Source organism: Arthrobacter sp. B2060, from assembly GCF_059090445.1.
Map to the genome: position 1 here is coordinate 17,402 of NZ_JBNHFR010000007.1, position 18,850 is coordinate 36,251.

The window sequence follows — 18,850 nt, forward strand, 5'->3', positions numbered from 1 at the left end:
CACTGGCCAGCCCATTGTGTGCAGTGTCAGGATGGAAGGCACGATGCACGCGTAGGCCAGAGGAGGCTCGTGGATGACCGACGGAACGACAGTCGCACCCCAATCTGGATACGCGTCAGTAAACGGGCTCCAGATGTACTACGAGCTGCACGGGGATGATAGCGACGGCGGCACTCCGCTGTTGCTCCTGCACGGCGGGCTCTTCGACATCGAGCAGCAGTTCGGGGCGCTGATCCCGAGCCTGTCGGCCGGGCGCCGCGTGATCGCGACGGACTTCCAAGGGCACGGACGCACAAACGACATCGATCGGCCGCTGGGCACTCCCGACCTGGCATCCGATGTCATCGGGCTTCTCGAGCACCTCGGTGTCGACAACGTCGACGTGTTCGGGTTCAGCGTCGGCGGTGCGGTCGCGCTTGATCTCGCGATCCACCATCCAGAACTCGTGCGCAAGCTCATCGTTTCGTCGGTGTCGTTCCGGCCAGAGGGCGACCGTGGCGGCAACGCCGAAGCGGTCGCGGAGATGACGGTGGACTTGATCGCGGGTACCCCGATGGAGGAACGCTACCTCGCCGTTTCGCCGCATCCCGATCGTGAGCATCTGCAGGGCCTGCTCGACAAGCTCTCACGCTACGGTGCGGGCGAAACCGGATGGAGCGACGACGAGATCCGTGGAATCGCTGCGCCGACGCTCCTCACGGTCGGTGACTGCGACATGGTCAAGCTCGACCACGCCGTGAAATTCCTCCAACTGCGCGGGGGAGACGTGAACGGCGACTTCGAGGGTGTGCCCGCGTCGCAGCTCGCGGTGTTCCCCGGCACGACGCATTTCTTCGGGCTCGCGCGGACCGACCTCGTGCGCGACGTCGTGATCACGTTCCTCGATGCGCCCGCGGCCATTGGCTGGGCCGATCACCCCTGAAACGGGCGGTTTATCGGATCAGCCTTCAATCGGCGTCGATCTCCTCCAGTAGGTCTTTGGCCGCCTTGGCGATGTCGTCGTGGTCGTACTGCGCTGCCCGGCTTTCCAGCGAGATGACAGCGCAACGGTGGACCTTCTTGAAGTCGCCGAAAGGGAAACTCACGCTGCCTTTGGTGCCCTCCGACTGTTCGCGGTCAATGCCCAGGTGCCACTTTGAGAACTCGTCAAAGCCGTGCTTGTCAATGAACGAATTCTCATCGTCCGTGGACGGGGCGTGCTCACTCCAGTCATCGCGGATATCCCGCTCGACCTTTCCCTTTTTCACGAGCGCGCGTGCATGATCCAATGCTTTGCGGTTGAGCTTGGTGGCCATGGGGTGCCTCCTGGGGGATGCGGGTGCCAATCTCATGTTCAGGCTAAGACGGACGCTGCCCGGCCGCCAGCCCCGGTCCGTGCCCGGCCGCCAGCCCCGGACCAACCCGGCTTAACCGTGCAGAGACGCGGCCGAAACGTGCCCACAACACGGGGCGCCTACGTTTGCACCATGACCACGACGTACCTCCCGGCCAAAGAGCTGCTGGGAAGACTCCGCCGCACCCTCGCCGACGCCCTGTTCTCCGGTCATTTTCCCGGCCCGCCGGAGGAGGCCTCGGATGCCCTGCAGCAGGTCACCCGCTGGGCCTGGCTGCCCGCCCTGAGCGGGGTCGCCCTAGCAGCGGAGCATGCCCGCGGAGCCCACGAAACAGCCGCCGGCCGGGAGCCAGTTCAGCCGCCATAGGGCCGGCGTTGTCGCGTTGGCCACAGTAGTCTTCACTTTGCTGCTTTATGACCTAAACTGCTTCACTGAGGTGCCTGAAATGGCGCTGCGCAGCAACGAAAGTGAACCACGATATGGCTACCGATTACGACGCCCCACGCAAGACAGAAGAAGAGAATCCCTCCGAATCGCTGGAGGCCCTTCAGGCGTCCCGCGGCGGTGGCGCGCAGACCGCTGTAATCGACGTCGATGAGAACGACACCGCCGAGGGCATCGACCTTCCGGGGGCAGATCTTTCCGGCGAAGAACTCACGGTCATTGTCGTTCCCGAGCAGTCCGACGAATTCACCTGCTCCTCCTGCTTCCTGGTCCGCCACCGCTCCCAGGTTGCACGCGAAAAGAACGGCATGAAGTACTGTCGCGACTGCGAAGGCTGACACAGCCCCAGACGCGCGCCCTTTGGCAAGGCAATGCGAGACGCCGGCGGCCCCGCAGGGAAGCTGGCGCCTCGCTTTTTTGTGCCCAACCGCAAATACGGCCGATATCGGCCGTTATGAGCGGTAACGGGCATATGGAGAAACGGCCACAAACGTCTTTCGGCGCCCTCAAAAAGCGCCTCCGAATTACAGTCCCGTAATCGGTTTCGGAGGCGCCTAACGGTTGCGCTCCGAACCGGACACATCCCTCGTTTCGGGCTATTGGCGCTCCTACGCTGGAGCTATCCAATCACTCACTCGAAAGGGGTGGCCAAATGAAAAAACTAAGCGCCTGGCTCACAGCTATGGTGATGGCTGTCGGGCTGGGCCTTCTGGCTCCGGGGTCTGCCTCCGCAGCCTCATATTGCGGACTCGTCTGGGGCTCGTTGGCAAAGTCCAACCAGGCCATGAGCGCCGCATCAGTAACCAATGTGCGGACGGGGCAGCATTACTGCTTCGACCGGCTGGTGATCGATCTCAAAGGAAAAGCAGGCGGCTACAACGTCCGCTACGTTTCCAAAGTCGTCCAGGACGGTTCCGGACTCCCCATCAAGCTGAGGGGTGGCGCGTTCCTCCAGGTCACGGCCCACTCGCCGAGCTATGACAGCAACACGGGCAAGGCCACCTTCACTCCGGCCAACAGGTCAGAGGTGACCAACGTTTCCAAGTACCAGACGTTCAGGCAACTGGCCTGGGCAGGCAGCTTCGAGGGTTACACCACCCTGGGCCTCGGTGTCCGCGCACGGCTGCCGTTCAAGGTGTTCACGCTTGACGGTCCGGGCTCGGGATCCAGGCTTGTCATTGATGTCGCCCATCACTGGTGACACGCGGCGCCGTCCAGGCCGATGAAGTCCTGACCACCTTTCGCAGATAAGCACCTTCCAACGTAAAAGCCCCGCCTCCGGGACAGTGAACCAGTTCACAGCCGGGAGGCGGGGCTTTCGCTTGTGTGTTCGGCGGGGCCGGCCGGCTGCTACTCCGGCAGCACCAGGGCGGGAGTGTCCCGGCGGATGGTCTCGCCGCGGAAAAAACCTGGCCGGAGCCGTGACATGACCAGCATGAAGATGACTCCCATGGCGAGGATGCCGACGCCGAGCACAAACACCAGGCCCACACCGAAGAACTCCGAGCCGCTGCCGAACTCCGGAGCCCAGCTGTCCGCGGCCGTCTGCAGGAACACCACCAGGAGCCCCAGGCCGCCCAGCAGCGGGCAGAGCAGCCTCAGCATGAAGTTCCGGAAGCTGCCGAACACGCTGTTGCGGAAGTACCAGACGCAGGCGAAGGCAGTCAGCCCGTAGTAGAAGCAGATCATCAGGCCCAGGGCGAGGATGGTGTCATTGAGGACGTTCTCGCTGACCACATGCATCACGGCATAGAACCCCGCCGAGAGGACACCGGCAGCGACGGTGGCGAAGCCCGGCGTCGCGAACTTCTTGCTCAGGCGGCTGAACGGCTCCGGCAGGGCGCCGTAGTGCGCCATCGCCAGAAGGCTGCGTGAGGGGGATGTGAACGTGGACTGGAGCGAGGCCGCCGAGCTGGAGAGGACCGCCAGCGACATGAGGATGGCGAGGGGGCCCATGATGGGGGAAGCCAGCGCGGTGAAGATGTTTGCGTGGTTTTCCTCGTTGTTCAGGCCGATGCCCGTGTCCCCGACGCCGGCGAACATCATCGTCGCGATGGTGATCAGCAGGTAGATGCCAAGAACGACGACGGCGGTCACCGTGCCTGCGAGGCCGGCGGTTTTCTTGCCGTTGGAGGTTTCCTCGTTCACCGTGAGGCAGACGTCCCAGCCCCAGTACACGAAGATGGACAGTGAGATGCCGGCGGCGACCTGGCCGAACGTCTCGATCTTGGTCACGTCGAACCATTCCCAGCTGAAGGGGATGGAGGTTTCGGACGCGGACCAGTTGGCGAAGGCCAGGGCCACGAAGAGGCCCAGCACCAGCAGCTGGAAGCCCACGAGCCCGTATTGCACAATCTTTGTGGTGTGCAGCCCGCGGTAGCTCACCCAGACCGCCAGCGCCACGAAGACGAAGCAGGTCGCCACGTTGAGGGGCTTGTTCGCGGCGAGATCAGCCAGTTCCGGTGCACCCGTCAGCTGCGCGATGAACAGGTAGAAGAAGTCCACTGCCACCGCGGCCAGGTTGGACAGCACGATGATGTTGGCGGCGAGCAAACCCCAGCCGCCCATCCAGCCGACCCACGGGCCGAAGGCCTTGGTCACCCACGTGAAGGTGGTGCCGCTGTCCGGTGAATCGGCGTTCAGCTCCCGGTAGGCCAGGGACACCAGGATCATCGGGATGAAGCCGATGAGGAAGATGACGGGAAGCTGCAGCCCTGCCTCGGCGACTGTGGGGCCGAGCGCGCTGGTCAGTGTGTACGCAGGCGCGATGGTGGAAATGCCAAGGACGACGACGGCGAGCAGGCCCAGCTGCCCGCCCTGCAGTCCTTTTCCGGTAATGCCGTGGGAGGGGCCGGCGGCCGGTGCGGCGGCGCGGGTGGTTTGACTCATGACTGTCCCTTTCTGGCAGGCAGTCCGTTCCGGAAACCGGCGGGCTGCTGCTGGGTGATGCAGTGGATTCCCCCGCCGCGGGCGAAGAGTTCGCGGGCGTCGATGCCCACCACCCGCCGTCCGGGATAGGCGTCAGCGAGGATGCGGAGGGCCTTCTCATCGTTGGGATCGGAGAAGGTGCAGGCGATGACGCCGCCGTTGACCACCACGTGGTTGATGTAGCTGTAGTCCACGAAGCCCTCCTCGTCGGTGAGGGCAGTGGGGGCCGGAACCTCGACAATGCTCCACTCCCGTCCGGCCGCGTCCCGGGTAGTGGACAGGAAGCTGATGACCTCGCGGCTGACCGCAAAGTCGGGATGCTCCGGATTCTGCTGCGAATGGACCAGGAGAACACCCGGCGACGGGATGGCGGCCACGATGTCCACGTGCCCGCGGGTACCGTAGCGCTCCGAATCGCGGGTCAGGCCGCGCGGAAGCCAGATCACGTGGCTGGCGCCGATGGTCCTGGCCAGCTCCGCTTCAACATCTGCCTTGGTGAGCCCGGGATTGCGGCCCGGATCCAGCTGCACTGTTTCGGTGACCAGCACTGTGCCCTCGCCGTCCACCTGAATGCCGCCGCCTTCGTTGACCAGCCCGGACACCAGGTGGTGGGCGCCGGTCCGGCCGGCCACCTCGGCCGCGATGAGCGAGTCCTTGTCCCATTGCGCCCAGTCCTGGGCGCCCCAGCCGTTGAAGACCCAGTCCACGGCACCCAGCTGGCCGCTGTCGTCCAGTACGAATGTAGGACCGATGTCCCGCATCCAGGCGTCGTTCAACTCCGCCGGAAGCACCTCGACGGCGGGTGAAAGATAGCGTGCGGCTGTCTCGACGTCGTCGGGCGCCACCACCACGGTGACCGGCTCAAATTCAACAGCGGCGTTCGCGACGGCGGCCCAGACCGACCTTGCCGCATGGGCCTCTTCGGCGGTTCCGCCCAGCGTGTAGCCCCCGGTGGGGAACGCCATCCAGAGGCGTTCCTGGGGCGCCGTCTCGGCGGGCATGCGCCACGTGCTCATGCTGTCACCTCTGCGGGAACGTAGTCGCTGGTTGAGTCTGCCGAAACCGTGCCGAACGGCTCGTCATGCCGCACGGGTTCGGTCAGCCGCGCATAGGTGTCAGGGCGGCGGGTGGTCAGGAACGGGAAGAGGGTGAGCCAGTCGCGGCGCTGGTCCAGGTCCAGATCCGCCACGAGGACAGCCGACTCGTCCCGCGGCGCCTGTGCCAGGATGCGGCCGTAGGGATCGGAGATGAAGGAGGACCCGTAGAAGTTGAGGCTGCCCTCCCGGCCCCAGCGGTTGGGAACCACCATGAACAGCCCGTTGGCGATGCCGTTGCCGACGATGACCTGCTGCCACAGGGGCTGCGTGTCGAACTCCGGGAACAGGGGCTCTGAACCGATCGCCGTCGGATACACCAGCAGCTCCGCGCCGCCGAGCGAATACATCCGCGCCAGCTCGGGAAACCACTCGTCCCAGCAGGTGGGCATGCCTAGCCGTGCGCCGCCAAGTTCAGCAGGGGCGTGGACTTCGTAGGCGTCTTCCGCCGCCGGGCCCTGCCGGAAGAAGCGGTCCTCGTAGTAGCCGGCGGTGACGGGGATGTGCAGTTTGTGGGTGCGCGCCAGCAGCTCGCCCGAGGGGGAGACGAGGATGGAGGTGTTCAGGCCCAGGCCGTCGTCGCTGCCGTCCGGGGCGTCTGCCCGCTGGTAGAGCGAGGCGTGCACACAGATGCCGTGCCGGCGGGCTGCATCCGCGGCGAAGCGGAAGGTGGGGCCGGTGAGCAGGTCCTCGGCGGCGTCCGAGGGGCGGGGGCGGACCCGTCCAGGCAGGGACAGGTCGTTCTCGGGAATCTCGTCGGCCGGATAGCGGGAGAGCGTGAGTTCGGGAAGGAAGACGACGGTGGCGCCGAGGCGGGCCGCCCGTTCGATGCCGTCGTTCAGCTCGGCACGAAGGACCGCAATGTTGCTGTGCCAGCGGTGCTGGACGACGCCGATCCGCAGCGCGGGACGCACAGACGGCGCTGTCCGGGCGAGGGAGGCGGGCGAAGCGAGGCAGGTGATTTCAATCATGATGATGACTACTCCAGTGAGACGACCGTCACTAAATGAATGACGTTCATTTAGTATGCACGGCGCGAGGCGTACTGACAAGGGGTTATTTGAGGGCCATTCATTTATGACCGGGATAGTAAGTAAGCTGATGGTGAAATCCCTGCTTTCCACCTGCCGCCCCTGACCCGGGCTGCGGTAGCGTCGGGGCTACTGGACCACTCGAGGAGGACGAATGAAAGCTTCACCGACCCTGACCAACAACATGCAGGCCGTCCTGGCGGACCTGATTGAACTGCACATCCAGGGCAAGCAGGCGCACTGGAACATCGTGGGGACCAACTTCCGTGACCTTCACCTGCAGCTGGACGAGATCGTCAACGCCGCACGGGCCTTCGCTGACGACATGGCCGAGCGGATGCGCGCACTCCACGCCCTTCCGGACGGCCGCAGCGAGACCGTGGCAAAGTCCACGAGCCTGGCCCAGTTCCCGGAAGGCCTCATCAACACCAAGGACGCGATCGACAGGATCGTTGCCGCGCTGGAAGCCGCTGTCGGCACTATGCGCAAGGTCCATGACGAGGTGGATGAAGAGGACCCCACCACAGCTGACCTGCTGCACGCCTTCATTGAGAAGCTGGAGCAGTACGCCTGGATGGTGGGCGCCGAAAACATGAAGGCCTCGGCCGGCGTCACCCGCCCCGACAGCAAGTAGCCGCCCGCGCCAGGCCGGCGGAGGAGCCGCCTGGCAGAACCACGCAAACAGCCCCGGAGTCACTCCGGGGCTGTTTGCGTGCCGCTTAGCTAGCCCTCGGCACCCGGCGGAGTACGACGGCGGAAAGGACTGCCGCTGCTGCCATCAGCACCAGCGCAATGGCGGCGGTAATGTGCACGCCCGAGTCAAAGGCCAGGCGGGCTGCCGCTGCGAGGGCCTCGGACAGCGGGGCGGGCAGGGTCTCGGCCAGCTCCATCGCTCCGGCGAGCGTTTCCCTGGCCCGGTCCGCGGACTCGCCCGGTGCCGCCTCGGCCACGGCCCGCGGCAGGACGAACTGTCCTTGGTATGAAGCTGTCAGGATCGACCCCAGCACGGCCGTTCCCAGCAGCGAGCCCACCTCGTAGCCTGTTTCGGAAATGGCCGCCGCCGCCCCGGACCTGGCCGGCGGCACCGTGCCCAGGATCAGGTCGTTGGAGATGGTCTCCGCGGCCCCGACCCCCAGGGCCAGCAGGAGCAGCGCTCCAAGCAGCAGGGATGGCCCGGCCGAGTGGTCGCCAAGGGTGACCAGGCAATAGCCGGCCGCGCTCAGGGACAGGCCGCCGGCCACCACGAACCCGGGCCGGATCCTCCGCACCAGCGGCACCACGAGAAGGCCGGCCACCACGGTGGCCGCCAGTGCCGGGAGCATGGCCGTCCCCGAGGCCGAGGGGGACATTCCCTCCAGCAATTGCAGGTGCTGGGCCAGGAACAGGATGAAGCCGTTGAAGGAGAACAGCGCCAAGACGTTGGCGGTGATTGCCGTGCTGAACACCCGGTTCCGAAACAGGGACAGGTCCAGCAGGGGAGACGCCAGCCGGTGCTGGCGCCGCACAAAGGCCCAGCCCATGAGCGTGCCGAAAGCGATGACGGCAAGCGGAAACACCCCGGGGCCTTCTGTGGCCAGTTCCTTGATCCCATAAACCACCGGCACCATGGTCAGCATGGAGAGCAGGATGCTGGCCGCATCCACCCGGCCCGGGTTCGGATCCCTGGACTCAGGAATGAAGAAGGGGCCGAAGACAAGCAGTGGCAGCATGATCGGCACCGCCACCAGAAGCACCGCGCCCCACCAGAAGTGCTCCACGAGCCAGCCGCCGAAGATCGGTCCAAGGGCCGCACCGCCGGAGAAGCCTGCAGCCCAGATCGCGACGGCCAGGCGGCGCCGGTTGGGCTCCGGGAAGATGTTCCGGATCAGCGACAGCGTGGACGGCATCAGCATGGCGCCAAAAAGGCCCAGTCCGGCACGCCCGGCAATCAGCCATTCTGCAGTGGGGGCATACGCTGTGGCGGCCGAGACGGCCGCAAATCCCGTGGTGCCGATCAGCAGCAGCCGGCGGCGGCCGATCCTGTCGCCCAGGCTTCCCATGGCCACCAGGAGCCCCGCCAGGACGAGGGCGTAGGCATCCACGATCCACAGCAGCTGGACCCCGGAGGGGTCCAGGCTGCGCGTGATCGCCGGGAGCGCGAACGTCAGGGCCGTATTGTCCACGGCCACAAGCAGAACGGGGAACATCAGCAGGCCCAGGGCAAGCCAGTCACGCATCCCGCCGTTGGCGGGAGACGGCTGCCTTGCTGCTGTGCCGGCGGCTGGGTTGAGGGACTCGATGGCTGCGGACTTGGTCATGATTTAACTATACCGTCCAGACGGTACAGTTATAGACACCTTCGCCAAACAGGCATGATTGAAGCCATGCCCAGAAAACCAGTCGCGCGCGGTGCTGTTCTCGACGCCTTCGAATCGCTCCTCATCGAAGTCGGGGAGCGGGCCGCCACCCTCGACGCCGTCGCCGGGCGTGCAGGTGTCTCCAAGGGCGGGCTGCTCTACCACTTCCCCAACAAGGAAGCCCTGATCGGCGTCCTGCTGGACCGCCTGGAGGAATATGCCGAGGCGGATGCCCGGGCCATGGCCTCGGCTCCCGAAGGGGCCGCAGCGTACTTCATCAGGTCCTCGGTGTGGGCAGATACACCGCTGGACCGCGCCATCGTGGCAGCAACCCGCCTGGCGGAGGTCGCCCATGAGGAAACCCGGCGCCGGTTCGCCCACATCCAGCAGCGCTGGCTCGACGAGATCGCCAAGGACGTGGGCCCGGGCCTGGCCAAGGCGGTTCTCTACATGGGCGACGGGCTGTACTTCAACGCGATGCTGTCGATCGGTCCGGCCGCGACAGCTGCCGAGACCGCCGCCGACGTCGAGAGCCTGCTGGCTGCGCTCGAACGGCTCCGGGGCTAGCGGGCGGTGGTGAGGCAGTTTGTAAACTCGCTCCGGACATAGGACAATAACCCTTGTGGCTGTTGTCACCGCTAACTGAATAAGCCTTTGATCTGCGGCGGGAGAGTCCTGCAAGTAGGTACAAGCAGGCGCCGTAGGAGCAAATCCTCCCCAGGAATCTCTCAGGCCCATGTACCGCCGCGGCAAGGCAACTCTGGAAAGTAGCAGGCACCCTGGAGTCCCGGGATCACCCGGATCATCAGGACGCGCTTTGCTCACCGACGGTGCAAGCGGGGCTGTGTGCGATGCACGGCTTACGCGGAATCTCTCAGGTCCAATACAGAGCGGGGAGGAACCCGAATCACTGTGGCGCACCTTGCGCCGCCTTAGTTATGGAGTTCCTTTGACCGTACATTCAGCCTCCGCCTCCTTCGTAGACCGGCATATCGGAGCCCGCCGAGAAGCCGACGTTGACGCCATGCTCAGGGCTGTCGGCTTCGACACCATTGATGCGATGGTTGATACCGCCGTTCCCAAGGACATCCGGCAGGACTCTGCGCTGGAACTCTCTGCTGCGCTGAGCGAGGTTGAGGCGCTCGCCGAACTCCGCAAGCTGGCCGCCAAGAACAAGACCGCTGTGCAGATGATCGGCCAGGGCTATTACGACACCGTGACGCCGCCGGTGATCCGCCGCAACGTCCTTGAATCCCCGGCCTGGTACACCGCCTACACGCCATACCAGCCCGAGATCTCGCAGGGCCGCCTTGAGGCGCTGCTGAACTTCCAGACCATGGTCCAGGATCTCGTTGGCCTGCCCATCGCCAACGCCTCGCTGCTGGATGAAGCAACGGCCGTGGCTGAAGCCGTGCTGCTCATGCGCCGTGCCAACAAGAACAAGCAGGCCCATGACGGCAAGACTGTCCTGGACGCCGACTGCCTGCCGCAGACCATTGCCATCGTCAAGGGCCGCGCCGAGGCGCTTGGATTCGAAGTCGAGGTCGCAGACCTGTCCAAGGGACTTCCCGACGGCGACATCAACGGTGTCGTGCTCCAGCAGCCCGGCGTCTCCGGCCACGTGTTCGACCACTCCGGCATCATTGCCGCCGCGAAGGAACGTGGCGCCCTGGTCACGGTCTCAGCTGATCTGCTGGCGCTGACCCTCATCACCCCTCCCGGCGAGCAGGGCGCGGACATTGCCGTCGGCTCCGCGCAGCGCCTGGGTGTGCCGCTGTTCTACGGCGGACCCCACGCCGCCTACATGGCAGTGCAGAAGGGCCTTGAGCGCTCACTGCCCGGCCGCCTGGTGGGTGTCTCCAAGGACTCTGCCGGAGTGCCCGCATACCGCCTCGCGCTGCAGACCCGCGAGCAGCACATCCGCCGTGAAAAGGCGACCTCCAACATCTGCACGGCACAGGCGCTGCTGGCCATTGTCGCCTCGATGTACGCCGTTTACCACGGGCCGGAGGGCCTGAAGGCAATCGCCGAGACCGCGCACAGCCACGCCAAGGTTCTTGCGGCCTCACTCAAAGCTGCAGGGCTGGACGTCCTGCACACCAGCTTCTTCGATACCGTGACCGTATCCGTTCCGGGCAAGGCTGCCGGCATCATCGCCGCAGCCGAAGAGAGGGGCATCAACCTCCGGGTGATCGACGCCGATACCGTCGGCATCTCCACCGATGAAACAACGACGCCGGCCATCGTGGCGGACGTTCTTGCCGCCTTCGGCGCCGAGGCAGTGGGAGCCCCGGGCAGTTTCGCTCTTGACGCCGCCGTCGAGCGTTCCTCCTCGTACCTGCAGCATCCGGTGTTCAACACGCACCGCTCCGAGACGCAGCTGCTGCGCTACATCCGCAGGCTTTCGGACCGTGACCTGGCGCTGGACCGCACCATGATCCCGCTGGGTTCGTGCACCATGAAGCTGAACGCCACGGCGGAGATGGAAGCGATATCGTGGCCGGAATTCGCCTCAATCCACCCCTTCGCACCGGATTCGCAGACCGAGGGCTGGCGTGAGCTGATCGCCGACCTGGAGGCGCAGCTGACCGAGATCACCGGCTATGACCAGGTTTCGATCCAGCCCAACGCCGGGTCCCAGGGTGAACTCGCGGGCCTCCTGGCGATCCGCGGCTACCACCGTTCCCGCGGGGAGGGGCAGCGGAACATCTGCCTGATCCCGGCCTCGGCCCACGGCACGAATGCCGCCTCGGCTGTGCTGGCGGGCATGAAGGTCGTCGTGGTGGCCACCGCCGCCGACGGCACGATCGACCACGCGGACCTGTACGCCAAGATCGACGCCCACAAGGACGCTCTGTCCTGCATCATGATCACCTATCCCTCCACCCACGGGGTGTATGACGCCGACGTCCGCGAAGTCTGCGACGCCGTGCACGCGGCCGGCGGCCAGGTCTACATCGACGGCGCGAACCTCAACGCCCTGGTCGGACTGGCCCAGCCGGGCAAGTTCGGCGGGGACGTGTCCCACCTGAACCTGCACAAGACCTTCTGCATCCCTCACGGCGGCGGCGGACCCGGCGTCGGACCCGTCGCGGCGAAGGCCCACCTGGCCCCGTTCATGCCCGGCAACGCCGCGTCCTGGACCGAGGGCGATGACGTGCCGATCTCGGCTTCGCGCTTCGGTTCCGCCGGTGTCCTGCCGATCTCGTGGGCGTATGTGAAGCTCATGGGCGGGGACGGCCTGACGCAGGCCACCAAGTCTGCGCTGCTCGCCGCCAACTATGTGGCCGCCCAGCTCAACGAGTTCTTCCCGGTGCTGTACTCCGGGGAGGGCGGCCTTGTGGCGCACGAGTGCATCCTGGACCTGCGCGACCTCACGGCCAAGACCGGTGTCACGGCCGAGGACGTGGCCAAACGCCTGATCGACTACGGCTTCCACGCCCCCACCCTGGCCTTCCCGGTGGCAGGCACCCTGATGGTGGAGCCGACCGAGTCCGAGGACCTGGCCGAGATCGACCGGTTCATCGAGGCGATGATCTCCATCCGCCACGAGATCGACCAGGTGGCCAACGGTGACTTCACCGTGGAGAACAGCCCGCTGCGCAACGCCCCGCACACCGCAGCCGCGGCCATCAGCTCCGGCTGGGACCGCGCCTACCCCCGCGAGCAGGCCGTGTTCCCCGTGCACTCCCTCAAGCAGGACAAGTACTTCCCGCCCGTCGGCCGGATCGACGGCGCCCTGGGCGACCGCAACCTGATCTGCTCCTGCCCACCTCTCGAAGCCTTCGAGGAAAACACAGAATCTTTCGAAAACTGATTTCGGCCGCCCCGATGGTTGAGCCTGGCGAAACGCTGGATTTCGACAGGCTCGACCGCCGGACATGAAAGGACTTTCCCTTGCCTGAGAAGTACACCGCCCTTTACGAAGAGCACAAGAAACTCGGCGCCTCCTTCACCGACTTCGGTGGCTGGCAGATGCCGCTCAAATACAGCTCCGAGCTGGCCGAACACCACGCCGTCCGCAAGGCCGCGGGCATCTTCGACCTCTCCCACATGGGCGAAGTCTGGGTGACCGGGCCCGATGCGGCTGCCTTCCTCGACTATGCCCTCGTGGGCAAGATTTCGGCGATGGCCGTCGGCAAAGCCAAATACTCGCTGATCTGTAATGAGGACGGCGGCATCATCGACGACCTCATCATCTACAGGCGCCCGGCGGCCGCGGATGCCGCACCAGCGGATGCCGCAAAAGACAGTACCGACAGGTTCCTGGTGGTGCCCAACGCCGGGAATGCCAAGGTGGTTGCCGAGGCCCTGGCCGACAGGGCCGCCAACTTTGACGTCACCGTGAATGACGTCTCCACCGAGGTCTCGCTGATCGCCGTCCAGGGACCCAAGGCAGAGGAAATCCTCCTCCGCCTGGTTCCCGCCGCACAGCACGGGCTCGTCACCGGCCTGAAGTACTACGCCGCCGTCGAGGTCCCGTTCCTGGTGGCCGGAGCCGGGCAGGAACTGTTACTGGCCCGCACCGGCTACACCGGGGAGGACGGGTTTGAGATCTTCGTGGACAACGACGACGCCGCAGCCCTCTGGCAGGCGATCGTTGCCATTGCGGACGAGGGGGAGCTGACGCCTGCCGGTCTGGCTTCCCGCGATTCGCTCCGCCTCGAAGCGGGCATGCCGCTGTACGGCAACGAACTGTCCCTGGAAGGCGACCCGTTCGCTGCCGGCCTGGGGCCCGTCGTCGCGCTGTCCAAGGAGGGCGATTTCGTTGGAAAGGCCGCCCTGGCCGCCAAGAAGGAAGCAGGCGCCGGCTCCACGAGCGGCCGCAGGCTCGTGGGCCTCAAGGGCTTGGGACGCCGCGCCGGACGCGGGCACTACCCGGTGCTCAAGGACGGCAACGTCGTAGGCGAGGTCACCTCCGGCCAGCCCAGCCCGAGCCTGGGATATCCCGTGGCCATGGCGTACGTCGACGTGGAATACACCGAGCCCGGCACAGCCCTGGACATCGATCTGCGCGGCAAGAGCGAGCCCTTCGAAGTCGTGGCACTGCCTTTCTACAAGCGCCAGAAGTAGCCGCGCCGCTGGTTGAGCTTGTCGAAACCGGGGATCTCGACAAGCTCGATCATTGGGGGTCGAGCCTGTTGAAGCCCGCCGCCGACCCCGACAAAAGATTTCAAACGTAAGGAAAAAACATGGCAAAAGTTGCCCCTGAACTGCAGTACTCCGACGAACACGAATGGATCGCCCGCGACGCCGGATCGAACGTCGTTTCCATCGGGATTTCCGCCGTGGCCACCGACGCGCTCGGCGACATCGTCTATGTGGACCTGCCCGAGGTCGGCTCGGCCGTGACGGCGGGGGAGACCTGCGGCGAGGTCGAGTCCACGAAGTCCGTCTCGGACCTGTACTCCCCGGTTACCGGCGAAGTCCTGGAAACCAACCCCGCCGTCGTCGAGGACCCGGCGCTGATCAACAGCGACCCGTACGGCGCCGGCTGGCTCTTCAAGGTGGCCGCGGAATCTGACGGCCCGCTGCTCTCCGCCGAGGACTACGCAGCCAAGAACGGCGGTGAGCTGTGAGCGCCGCCGATGCCGCAAGCACAGAAACAGTGGCCTTCGAGCAGGTAGTCTCACCGAGCCTGGACGCCGACCTGTCGGCCCTTGACCCGGAGATCGCCGCCAAGATCGACGACGAACTCACCCGCCAGCGCGGTGGGCTGGAGATGATCGCCTCCGAGAACCACACCGCCGTGGCCGTGATGCAGGCGCAGGGCTCGGTGCTGACCAACAAGTACGCCGAGGGCTACCCGGGCAAGCGGTACTACGGCGGCTGCGAGCACGTGGACGTGATCGAGCAGCTCGCGATCGACCGGGTAAAGGCGCTCTTCGGCGCGGAATACGCGAACGTCCAGCCGCACTCCGGCGCGCAGGCCAACGCCTCGGTGATGCACGCCCTGATCAAGCCGGGCGACACCATCATGGGCCTGAACCTGGCCCACGGCGGGCACCTGACGCACGGCATGCGGATCAACTTCTCCGGCCGCCTGTACAACGTGATCCCGTACCAGGTCCGTGAAGAGGACCACCGGATCGACATGGCCGAGGTGGAGCGCCTGGCCCAGGAGCACAAGCCGGCACTGATCGTCGCCGGCTGGTCCGCCTACGCCCGGCAGCTGGATTTTGCCGAGTTCCGCCGGATAGCCGACTCTGTGGGTGCGTACCTGATGGTGGATATGGCGCACTTCGCCGGGCTTGTGGCCGCGGGCCTGCACCCCTCCCCGGTCCCGCACGCGCACGTGACCACATCCACCACGCACAAGACCCTCGCCGGTCCGCGCGGCGGCATCATCCTGACCAACGACGCCGACATCGCCAAGAAGATCAACTCGGCGGTGTTCCCCGGCCAGCAGGGCGGCCCCCTCGAGCACGTCATCGCCGGCAAGGCAGTGGCCTTCAAGATCGCGGCCTCGGCCGAGTTCAGGGAACGCCAGGAACGCGTGCTGGCCGGCGCCCGGATCCTGGCCGAGCGACTGGTCCAGCCGGACGTCACCGCCAAGGGAATCAACGTGATCTCCGGCGGCACGGACGTGCACCTGGTCCTGGTGGACCTGCGCAACTGCGAACTCGACGGCCGGCAGGCAGAGGACCGCCTCGCGGAAATCGACATCACCGTCAACCGCAATGCCGTGCCGTTCGACCCGCGCCCGCCCATGGTCACCTCCGGTCTGCGCATCGGCACCCCGGCCCTGGCGACCCGCGGTTTTGGCGAAGCGGCCTTCGCGGAGGTTGCGGACATCATCGCCGCGGCCCTGACTGCCGACGCCGGCAGCGACCTTTCCGGCCTGCGCTCCCGTGTGGAAGCGCTCGCCTCAGCCCACCCGCTTTACCCGGCGGTGGCAGACCTCGCAGCGGTAAAAACCGCGTAGCGTGGAATTAAACAGCACGACGGCGGGCGGCCGCCACAAGCTGCCGCCCGCCGTCGTACTGGCCGACTGTGCGCCGCGACCCGCGGCCAGGCAGTCCCCGGCAGGACCATCTGCCGGACCGAAGCATGACCAAGTGAGGAACCGACATGGCCGTTGGAGTCTTTGACCTTTTTTCCATCGGAATAGGACCGTCCAGTTCACACACCGTGGGCCCGATGCGGGCCGCCGCGGTCTTCGCCGAGGAGCTGAAGTCTTCCGGCAAAGTGGACCAGGTGGCGTCCCTGCGGGTGGACCTGTACGGGTCCCTGGCCGCCACAGGCCACGGCCACGGGACCATGACCGCCATCCTCCTGGGGCTCGAAGGCTTCCACCCCGAGCTGATCCTGCCCGATGAGGTGGAGGGCCGGCTGGCCGCGATCGAAGAGACCGGCATGCTGCAGCTTGCGGGGACCGTTCCGCTGCCCTACGGCGTCAAGGACATGGTGCTGCGCCCCCTGACCATTCTGCCCCGGCACACCAACGGCATGACCTTCACGGTCTCTGATGCCGCCGGCGAAGTCCTCCACGAAGCAACGTTCTTCTCCGTGGGAGGCGGTTTCATCGTGCGCGAGGGCGAAGAGGACACGGCACAGCAGGAACTTGAGGAATCCAAGAAGGAACTGCCGCTGCCGTTCCGCACCGCCGCGGAACTTCTCGGCCGCTGCCAGTCCAAGGGCCTGTCCATCGGCGAGATCATGTTCGTCAACGAACGCGCCTCCCGCTCCGAAGAGGAAATCCGCGAAGGCCTGCTCCACATCTACTCGGTCATGGAAAGCTGCGTGGAGGTCAGCCTCAAGCGCGAGGGGCTGCTTCCCGGCGGACTGAAGGTCCGCCGTCGGGCGCCCGACTGGCACGAACGGCTCCTGAAGGAGGACAAGGACCGGGACCCCAAGTACTGGCAGGAATGGGTGAATCTCATCGCCCTCGCCGTCAACGAGGAGAACGCCTCCGGCGGGCGCGTCGTGACTGCCCCCACCAACGGCGCCGCGGGCATCATCCCGGCGGTGCTGTACTACGCCCTGCACTTCGCCCCCGGCATGGACACCGCGAGCCAGAAGGACCGGGACGACGTCGTGGTGAAGTTCCTGCTGACCGCCGGCGCGATTGGTGTCCTGTACAAGGAACAGGCGTCCATCTCCGGCGCAGAGGTGGGCTGCCAGGGCGAGGTGGGCTCGGCGTCGTCCATGGCTGCCGCTGGCCTGGCCGAGGTGATGGGCGGCACGCCGTCCCAGGTGGAGAACGCCGCGGAGATCGCCATGGAGCACAATCTGGGCCTGACCTGCGACCCCATCGGCGGGCTGGTCCAGGTGCCCTGCATCGAACGCAACGCGATCGCCGCCGCCAAGGCCATCAACGCCGCGAAGATGGCGCTGTGGGGGGACGGCTCGCACCGGGTTTCCCTCGATGAAGTGATCGTCACCATGCGGGAGACCGGCAGGGATATGAGCTCGAAGTACAAGGAAACGGCCATGGGCGGGCTCGCCGTCAACGTGGTGGAGTGCTGACCGGCTGCCTCTCCACACGGGCGGGCATTCGGCGGGGGCGCGTGCAGGGCGGATAGACTTGAGGCTGCCTCAACGGGCACCGGCTGCAGACACGTACGCGAAGATTGGACACGGCACACTTGCGAGAATTCACTGCCCGCTTTGCCACCTCCGAGGAGGTCGCCAACTGGGATTCCCACGTCACCGCGAATCCGAACGGCGGAAACCTCCTTCAGTCAGAGGCTTTCGCTGACGTCAAACAGCACTTCGGCTGGAAACCCCTCCACCTGGTCTACGAAACGGCCGACTACCTCAGCTACAACCTCGTCCTGGAGAAGAGCTTTCCCGTGCTGGGCAAGCTCTGGTACATGATCAAGGGGCCGGATGTCGCCGACGTCGAAGACATTCCCGGCATCGCCAAAGCCAACGCGGACTTCGTCAAGAGGGCGCGGCTGGGCGTCTTCGCCATCAAGATCGAACCGGACATCGTGCTCAGCGACGAGGCCCGGAAGATCATTGAAGGGGCCGGGCTGGTGAAGACCCACAACCTTCAGCCCAATGACTCCACGGCGCTTCTGGACATTTCCCCGGACGAGAACCAGCTGCTCCGCAACCTGCACTCGCGGGGCCGGAACGCGGTCCGCCGTGCCATCCGCGAAGGCGTCGAGGTGCACAATGTGGAACCGAGCGAAGAGAATTACCGTGCCATGTACGGGCTCATGACCACCACGGTGGAGGCGAAGTCGCAGGTCCGGGTCCGGGAGTACGAGTACTACCGCCAGTTCTGGACCAACTTCATCAAGCGCGGCCAAGGACGGCTTCTGTTCGTGTACGAGAACGACGTCCCCTCGGTGGGGGCCTTCGTGATCAACTACGGCCGCAAGGGCACCTACAAGGACGGCGGGTCTCTGCAGAAACGCAGCCAGTACGGCGACTCGCACCTCGTCCAGTGGACGGCGATCAACCAGGTCAAGGAACTTGGCTGCACGGAATACGACTTCTGTGGCACTCCACCCAGCGACCAACTGAAGGACACGTCCAACCCGTTCCACGGGCTGGGCCTCTTCAAGACAAGCTTCAGCAAGACCGTCACCGACTTCGTGGGCTGCTACGACCAGGTCATCAGCCCGCTGAAATACAAGGCCTGGATGGCCGCCGGCGAACGGGTGGCGCGGCAGCTATACACACGCCGGACGGGAAAGCAGTTCTACTAAGGCTGCGGTAACGGATAGAGC

Annotated in this window: 17 protein-coding genes and 1 riboswitch; of the genes, 12 read left to right on the forward strand and 5 right to left on the reverse strand. The window is 65.6% G+C overall.

The window, feature by feature from the left end; translation table 11 throughout:
* The first annotated feature begins 133 nt into the window (after nucleotides 1-133).
* Nucleotides 134-922, forward strand: a complete 789-nt coding sequence (locus tag AC5RUM_RS13330; RefSeq protein WP_494035365.1) for an alpha/beta fold hydrolase — start codon at nucleotides 134-136, stop codon at nucleotides 920-922.
* A gap of 25 nt (nucleotides 923-947) precedes the next feature.
* Here AC5RUM_RS13330 and AC5RUM_RS13335 read toward each other — a convergent pair whose 3' ends face one another.
* Nucleotides 948-1,295 carry a hypothetical protein gene (locus AC5RUM_RS13335; protein ID WP_494035366.1) on the reverse strand — a complete coding sequence of 116 codons (348 nt, stop codon included), beginning with the start codon at nucleotides 1,293-1,295 and terminating at the stop codon, nucleotides 948-950.
* A 171-nt stretch (nucleotides 1,296-1,466) separates the two neighbouring features.
* Here AC5RUM_RS13335 and AC5RUM_RS13340 point away from each other — a divergent pair, with 171 nt between their 5' ends.
* The 3 genes from AC5RUM_RS13340 to AC5RUM_RS13350 all read left to right on the forward strand — a co-directional run bounded on the left by AC5RUM_RS13340 (nucleotide 1,467) and on the right by AC5RUM_RS13350 (nucleotide 2,979).
* On the forward strand, nucleotides 1,467-1,700 hold the full coding sequence (locus AC5RUM_RS13340; RefSeq protein WP_494035367.1) for a hypothetical protein: 234 nt from the start codon (nucleotides 1,467-1,469) through the stop codon (nucleotides 1,698-1,700).
* A 113-nt stretch (nucleotides 1,701-1,813) separates the two neighbouring features.
* Complete coding sequence (locus AC5RUM_RS13345; protein WP_494035368.1) at nucleotides 1,814-2,116, forward strand: DUF4193 domain-containing protein; 303 nt, start codon at nucleotides 1,814-1,816, stop codon at nucleotides 2,114-2,116.
* A 314-nt stretch (nucleotides 2,117-2,430) separates the two neighbouring features.
* Nucleotides 2,431-2,979 (forward strand): AMIN-like domain-containing (lipo)protein, encoded by a 549-nt coding sequence (locus AC5RUM_RS13350; protein WP_494035369.1) that lies wholly within the window; start codon nucleotides 2,431-2,433, stop codon nucleotides 2,977-2,979.
* A gap of 149 nt (nucleotides 2,980-3,128) precedes the next feature.
* Here the strand turns inward: AC5RUM_RS13350 and AC5RUM_RS13355 are convergent, their stop codons facing one another.
* From AC5RUM_RS13355 to AC5RUM_RS13365, 3 genes are read right to left on the reverse strand one after another with little or no spacing between them, the layout of a single operon-like run.
* Nucleotides 3,129-4,667, reverse strand: coding sequence for an APC family permease (locus AC5RUM_RS13355; protein ID WP_494035370.1), 1,539 nt, complete (start codon nucleotides 4,665-4,667; stop codon nucleotides 3,129-3,131).
* Nucleotides 4,664-5,722, reverse strand: coding sequence for an agmatine deiminase family protein (locus AC5RUM_RS13360; RefSeq protein WP_494035371.1), 1,059 nt, complete (start codon nucleotides 5,720-5,722; stop codon nucleotides 4,664-4,666). The genes AC5RUM_RS13355 and AC5RUM_RS13360 overlap by 4 nt, the downstream gene beginning before the upstream one ends.
* A complete protein-coding gene (locus tag AC5RUM_RS13365; protein ID WP_494035372.1) occupies nucleotides 5,719-6,771 on the reverse strand; it encodes a nitrilase-related carbon-nitrogen hydrolase in 1,053 nt (350 codons plus the stop codon). The genes AC5RUM_RS13360 and AC5RUM_RS13365 overlap by 4 nt, the downstream gene beginning before the upstream one ends.
* Nucleotides 6,772-6,985: 214 nt before the next feature.
* On the opposite strand from AC5RUM_RS13365, the gene AC5RUM_RS13370 reads away from it, so the two are divergent.
* On the forward strand, nucleotides 6,986-7,465 hold the full coding sequence (locus AC5RUM_RS13370; protein WP_494035373.1) for a Dps family protein: 480 nt from the start codon (nucleotides 6,986-6,988) through the stop codon (nucleotides 7,463-7,465).
* An 85-nt stretch (nucleotides 7,466-7,550) separates the two neighbouring features.
* On the opposite strand, the gene AC5RUM_RS13375 is transcribed toward AC5RUM_RS13370, so the two are convergent.
* Nucleotides 7,551-9,047 (reverse strand): MFS transporter, encoded by a 1,497-nt coding sequence (locus tag AC5RUM_RS13375; protein ID WP_494035534.1) that lies wholly within the window; start codon nucleotides 9,045-9,047, stop codon nucleotides 7,551-7,553.
* Between the two features lie 147 nt (nucleotides 9,048-9,194).
* Here AC5RUM_RS13375 and AC5RUM_RS13380 point away from each other — a divergent pair, with 147 nt between their 5' ends.
* The 7 genes from AC5RUM_RS13380 to AC5RUM_RS13410 all read left to right on the forward strand — a co-directional run bounded on the left by AC5RUM_RS13380 (nucleotide 9,195) and on the right by AC5RUM_RS13410 (nucleotide 18,829).
* Nucleotides 9,195-9,734, forward strand: coding sequence for a TetR/AcrR family transcriptional regulator (locus tag AC5RUM_RS13380; protein ID WP_494035374.1), 540 nt, complete (start codon nucleotides 9,195-9,197; stop codon nucleotides 9,732-9,734).
* A gap of 88 nt (nucleotides 9,735-9,822) precedes the next feature.
* Nucleotides 9,823-9,921: riboswitch (glycine riboswitch) on the forward strand.
* A gap of 195 nt (nucleotides 9,922-10,116) precedes the next feature.
* Nucleotides 10,117-12,984: an aminomethyl-transferring glycine dehydrogenase gene (gcvP, locus tag AC5RUM_RS13385; RefSeq protein WP_494035375.1), complete on the forward strand. Its 2,868-nt coding sequence runs from the start codon at nucleotides 10,117-10,119 to the stop codon at nucleotides 12,982-12,984.
* Nucleotides 12,985-13,064: 80 nt separating this feature from the next.
* Entirely contained in the window at nucleotides 13,065-14,240 is a 1,176-nt protein-coding gene (gene gcvT, locus AC5RUM_RS13390) for a glycine cleavage system aminomethyltransferase GcvT (protein ID WP_494035376.1), read from the forward strand.
* 119 nt (nucleotides 14,241-14,359) lie between these two features.
* A complete protein-coding gene (gcvH, locus tag AC5RUM_RS13395; RefSeq protein ID WP_494035377.1) occupies nucleotides 14,360-14,746 on the forward strand; it encodes a glycine cleavage system protein GcvH in 387 nt (128 codons plus the stop codon).
* A complete protein-coding gene (glyA, locus tag AC5RUM_RS13400) occupies nucleotides 14,743-16,092 on the forward strand; it encodes a serine hydroxymethyltransferase (protein ID WP_494035378.1) in 1,350 nt (449 codons plus the stop codon). The genes gcvH and glyA overlap by 4 nt, the downstream gene beginning before the upstream one ends.
* 146 nt (nucleotides 16,093-16,238) lie before the next feature.
* Nucleotides 16,239-17,636 (forward strand): L-serine ammonia-lyase, encoded by a 1,398-nt coding sequence (locus AC5RUM_RS13405; protein ID WP_494035379.1) that lies wholly within the window; start codon nucleotides 16,239-16,241, stop codon nucleotides 17,634-17,636.
* A 119-nt stretch (nucleotides 17,637-17,755) separates the two neighbouring features.
* Nucleotides 17,756-18,829, forward strand: coding sequence for a lipid II:glycine glycyltransferase FemX (locus tag AC5RUM_RS13410; protein ID WP_494035380.1), 1,074 nt, complete (start codon nucleotides 17,756-17,758; stop codon nucleotides 18,827-18,829).
* Nucleotides 18,830-18,850 lie beyond the last annotated feature (21 nt).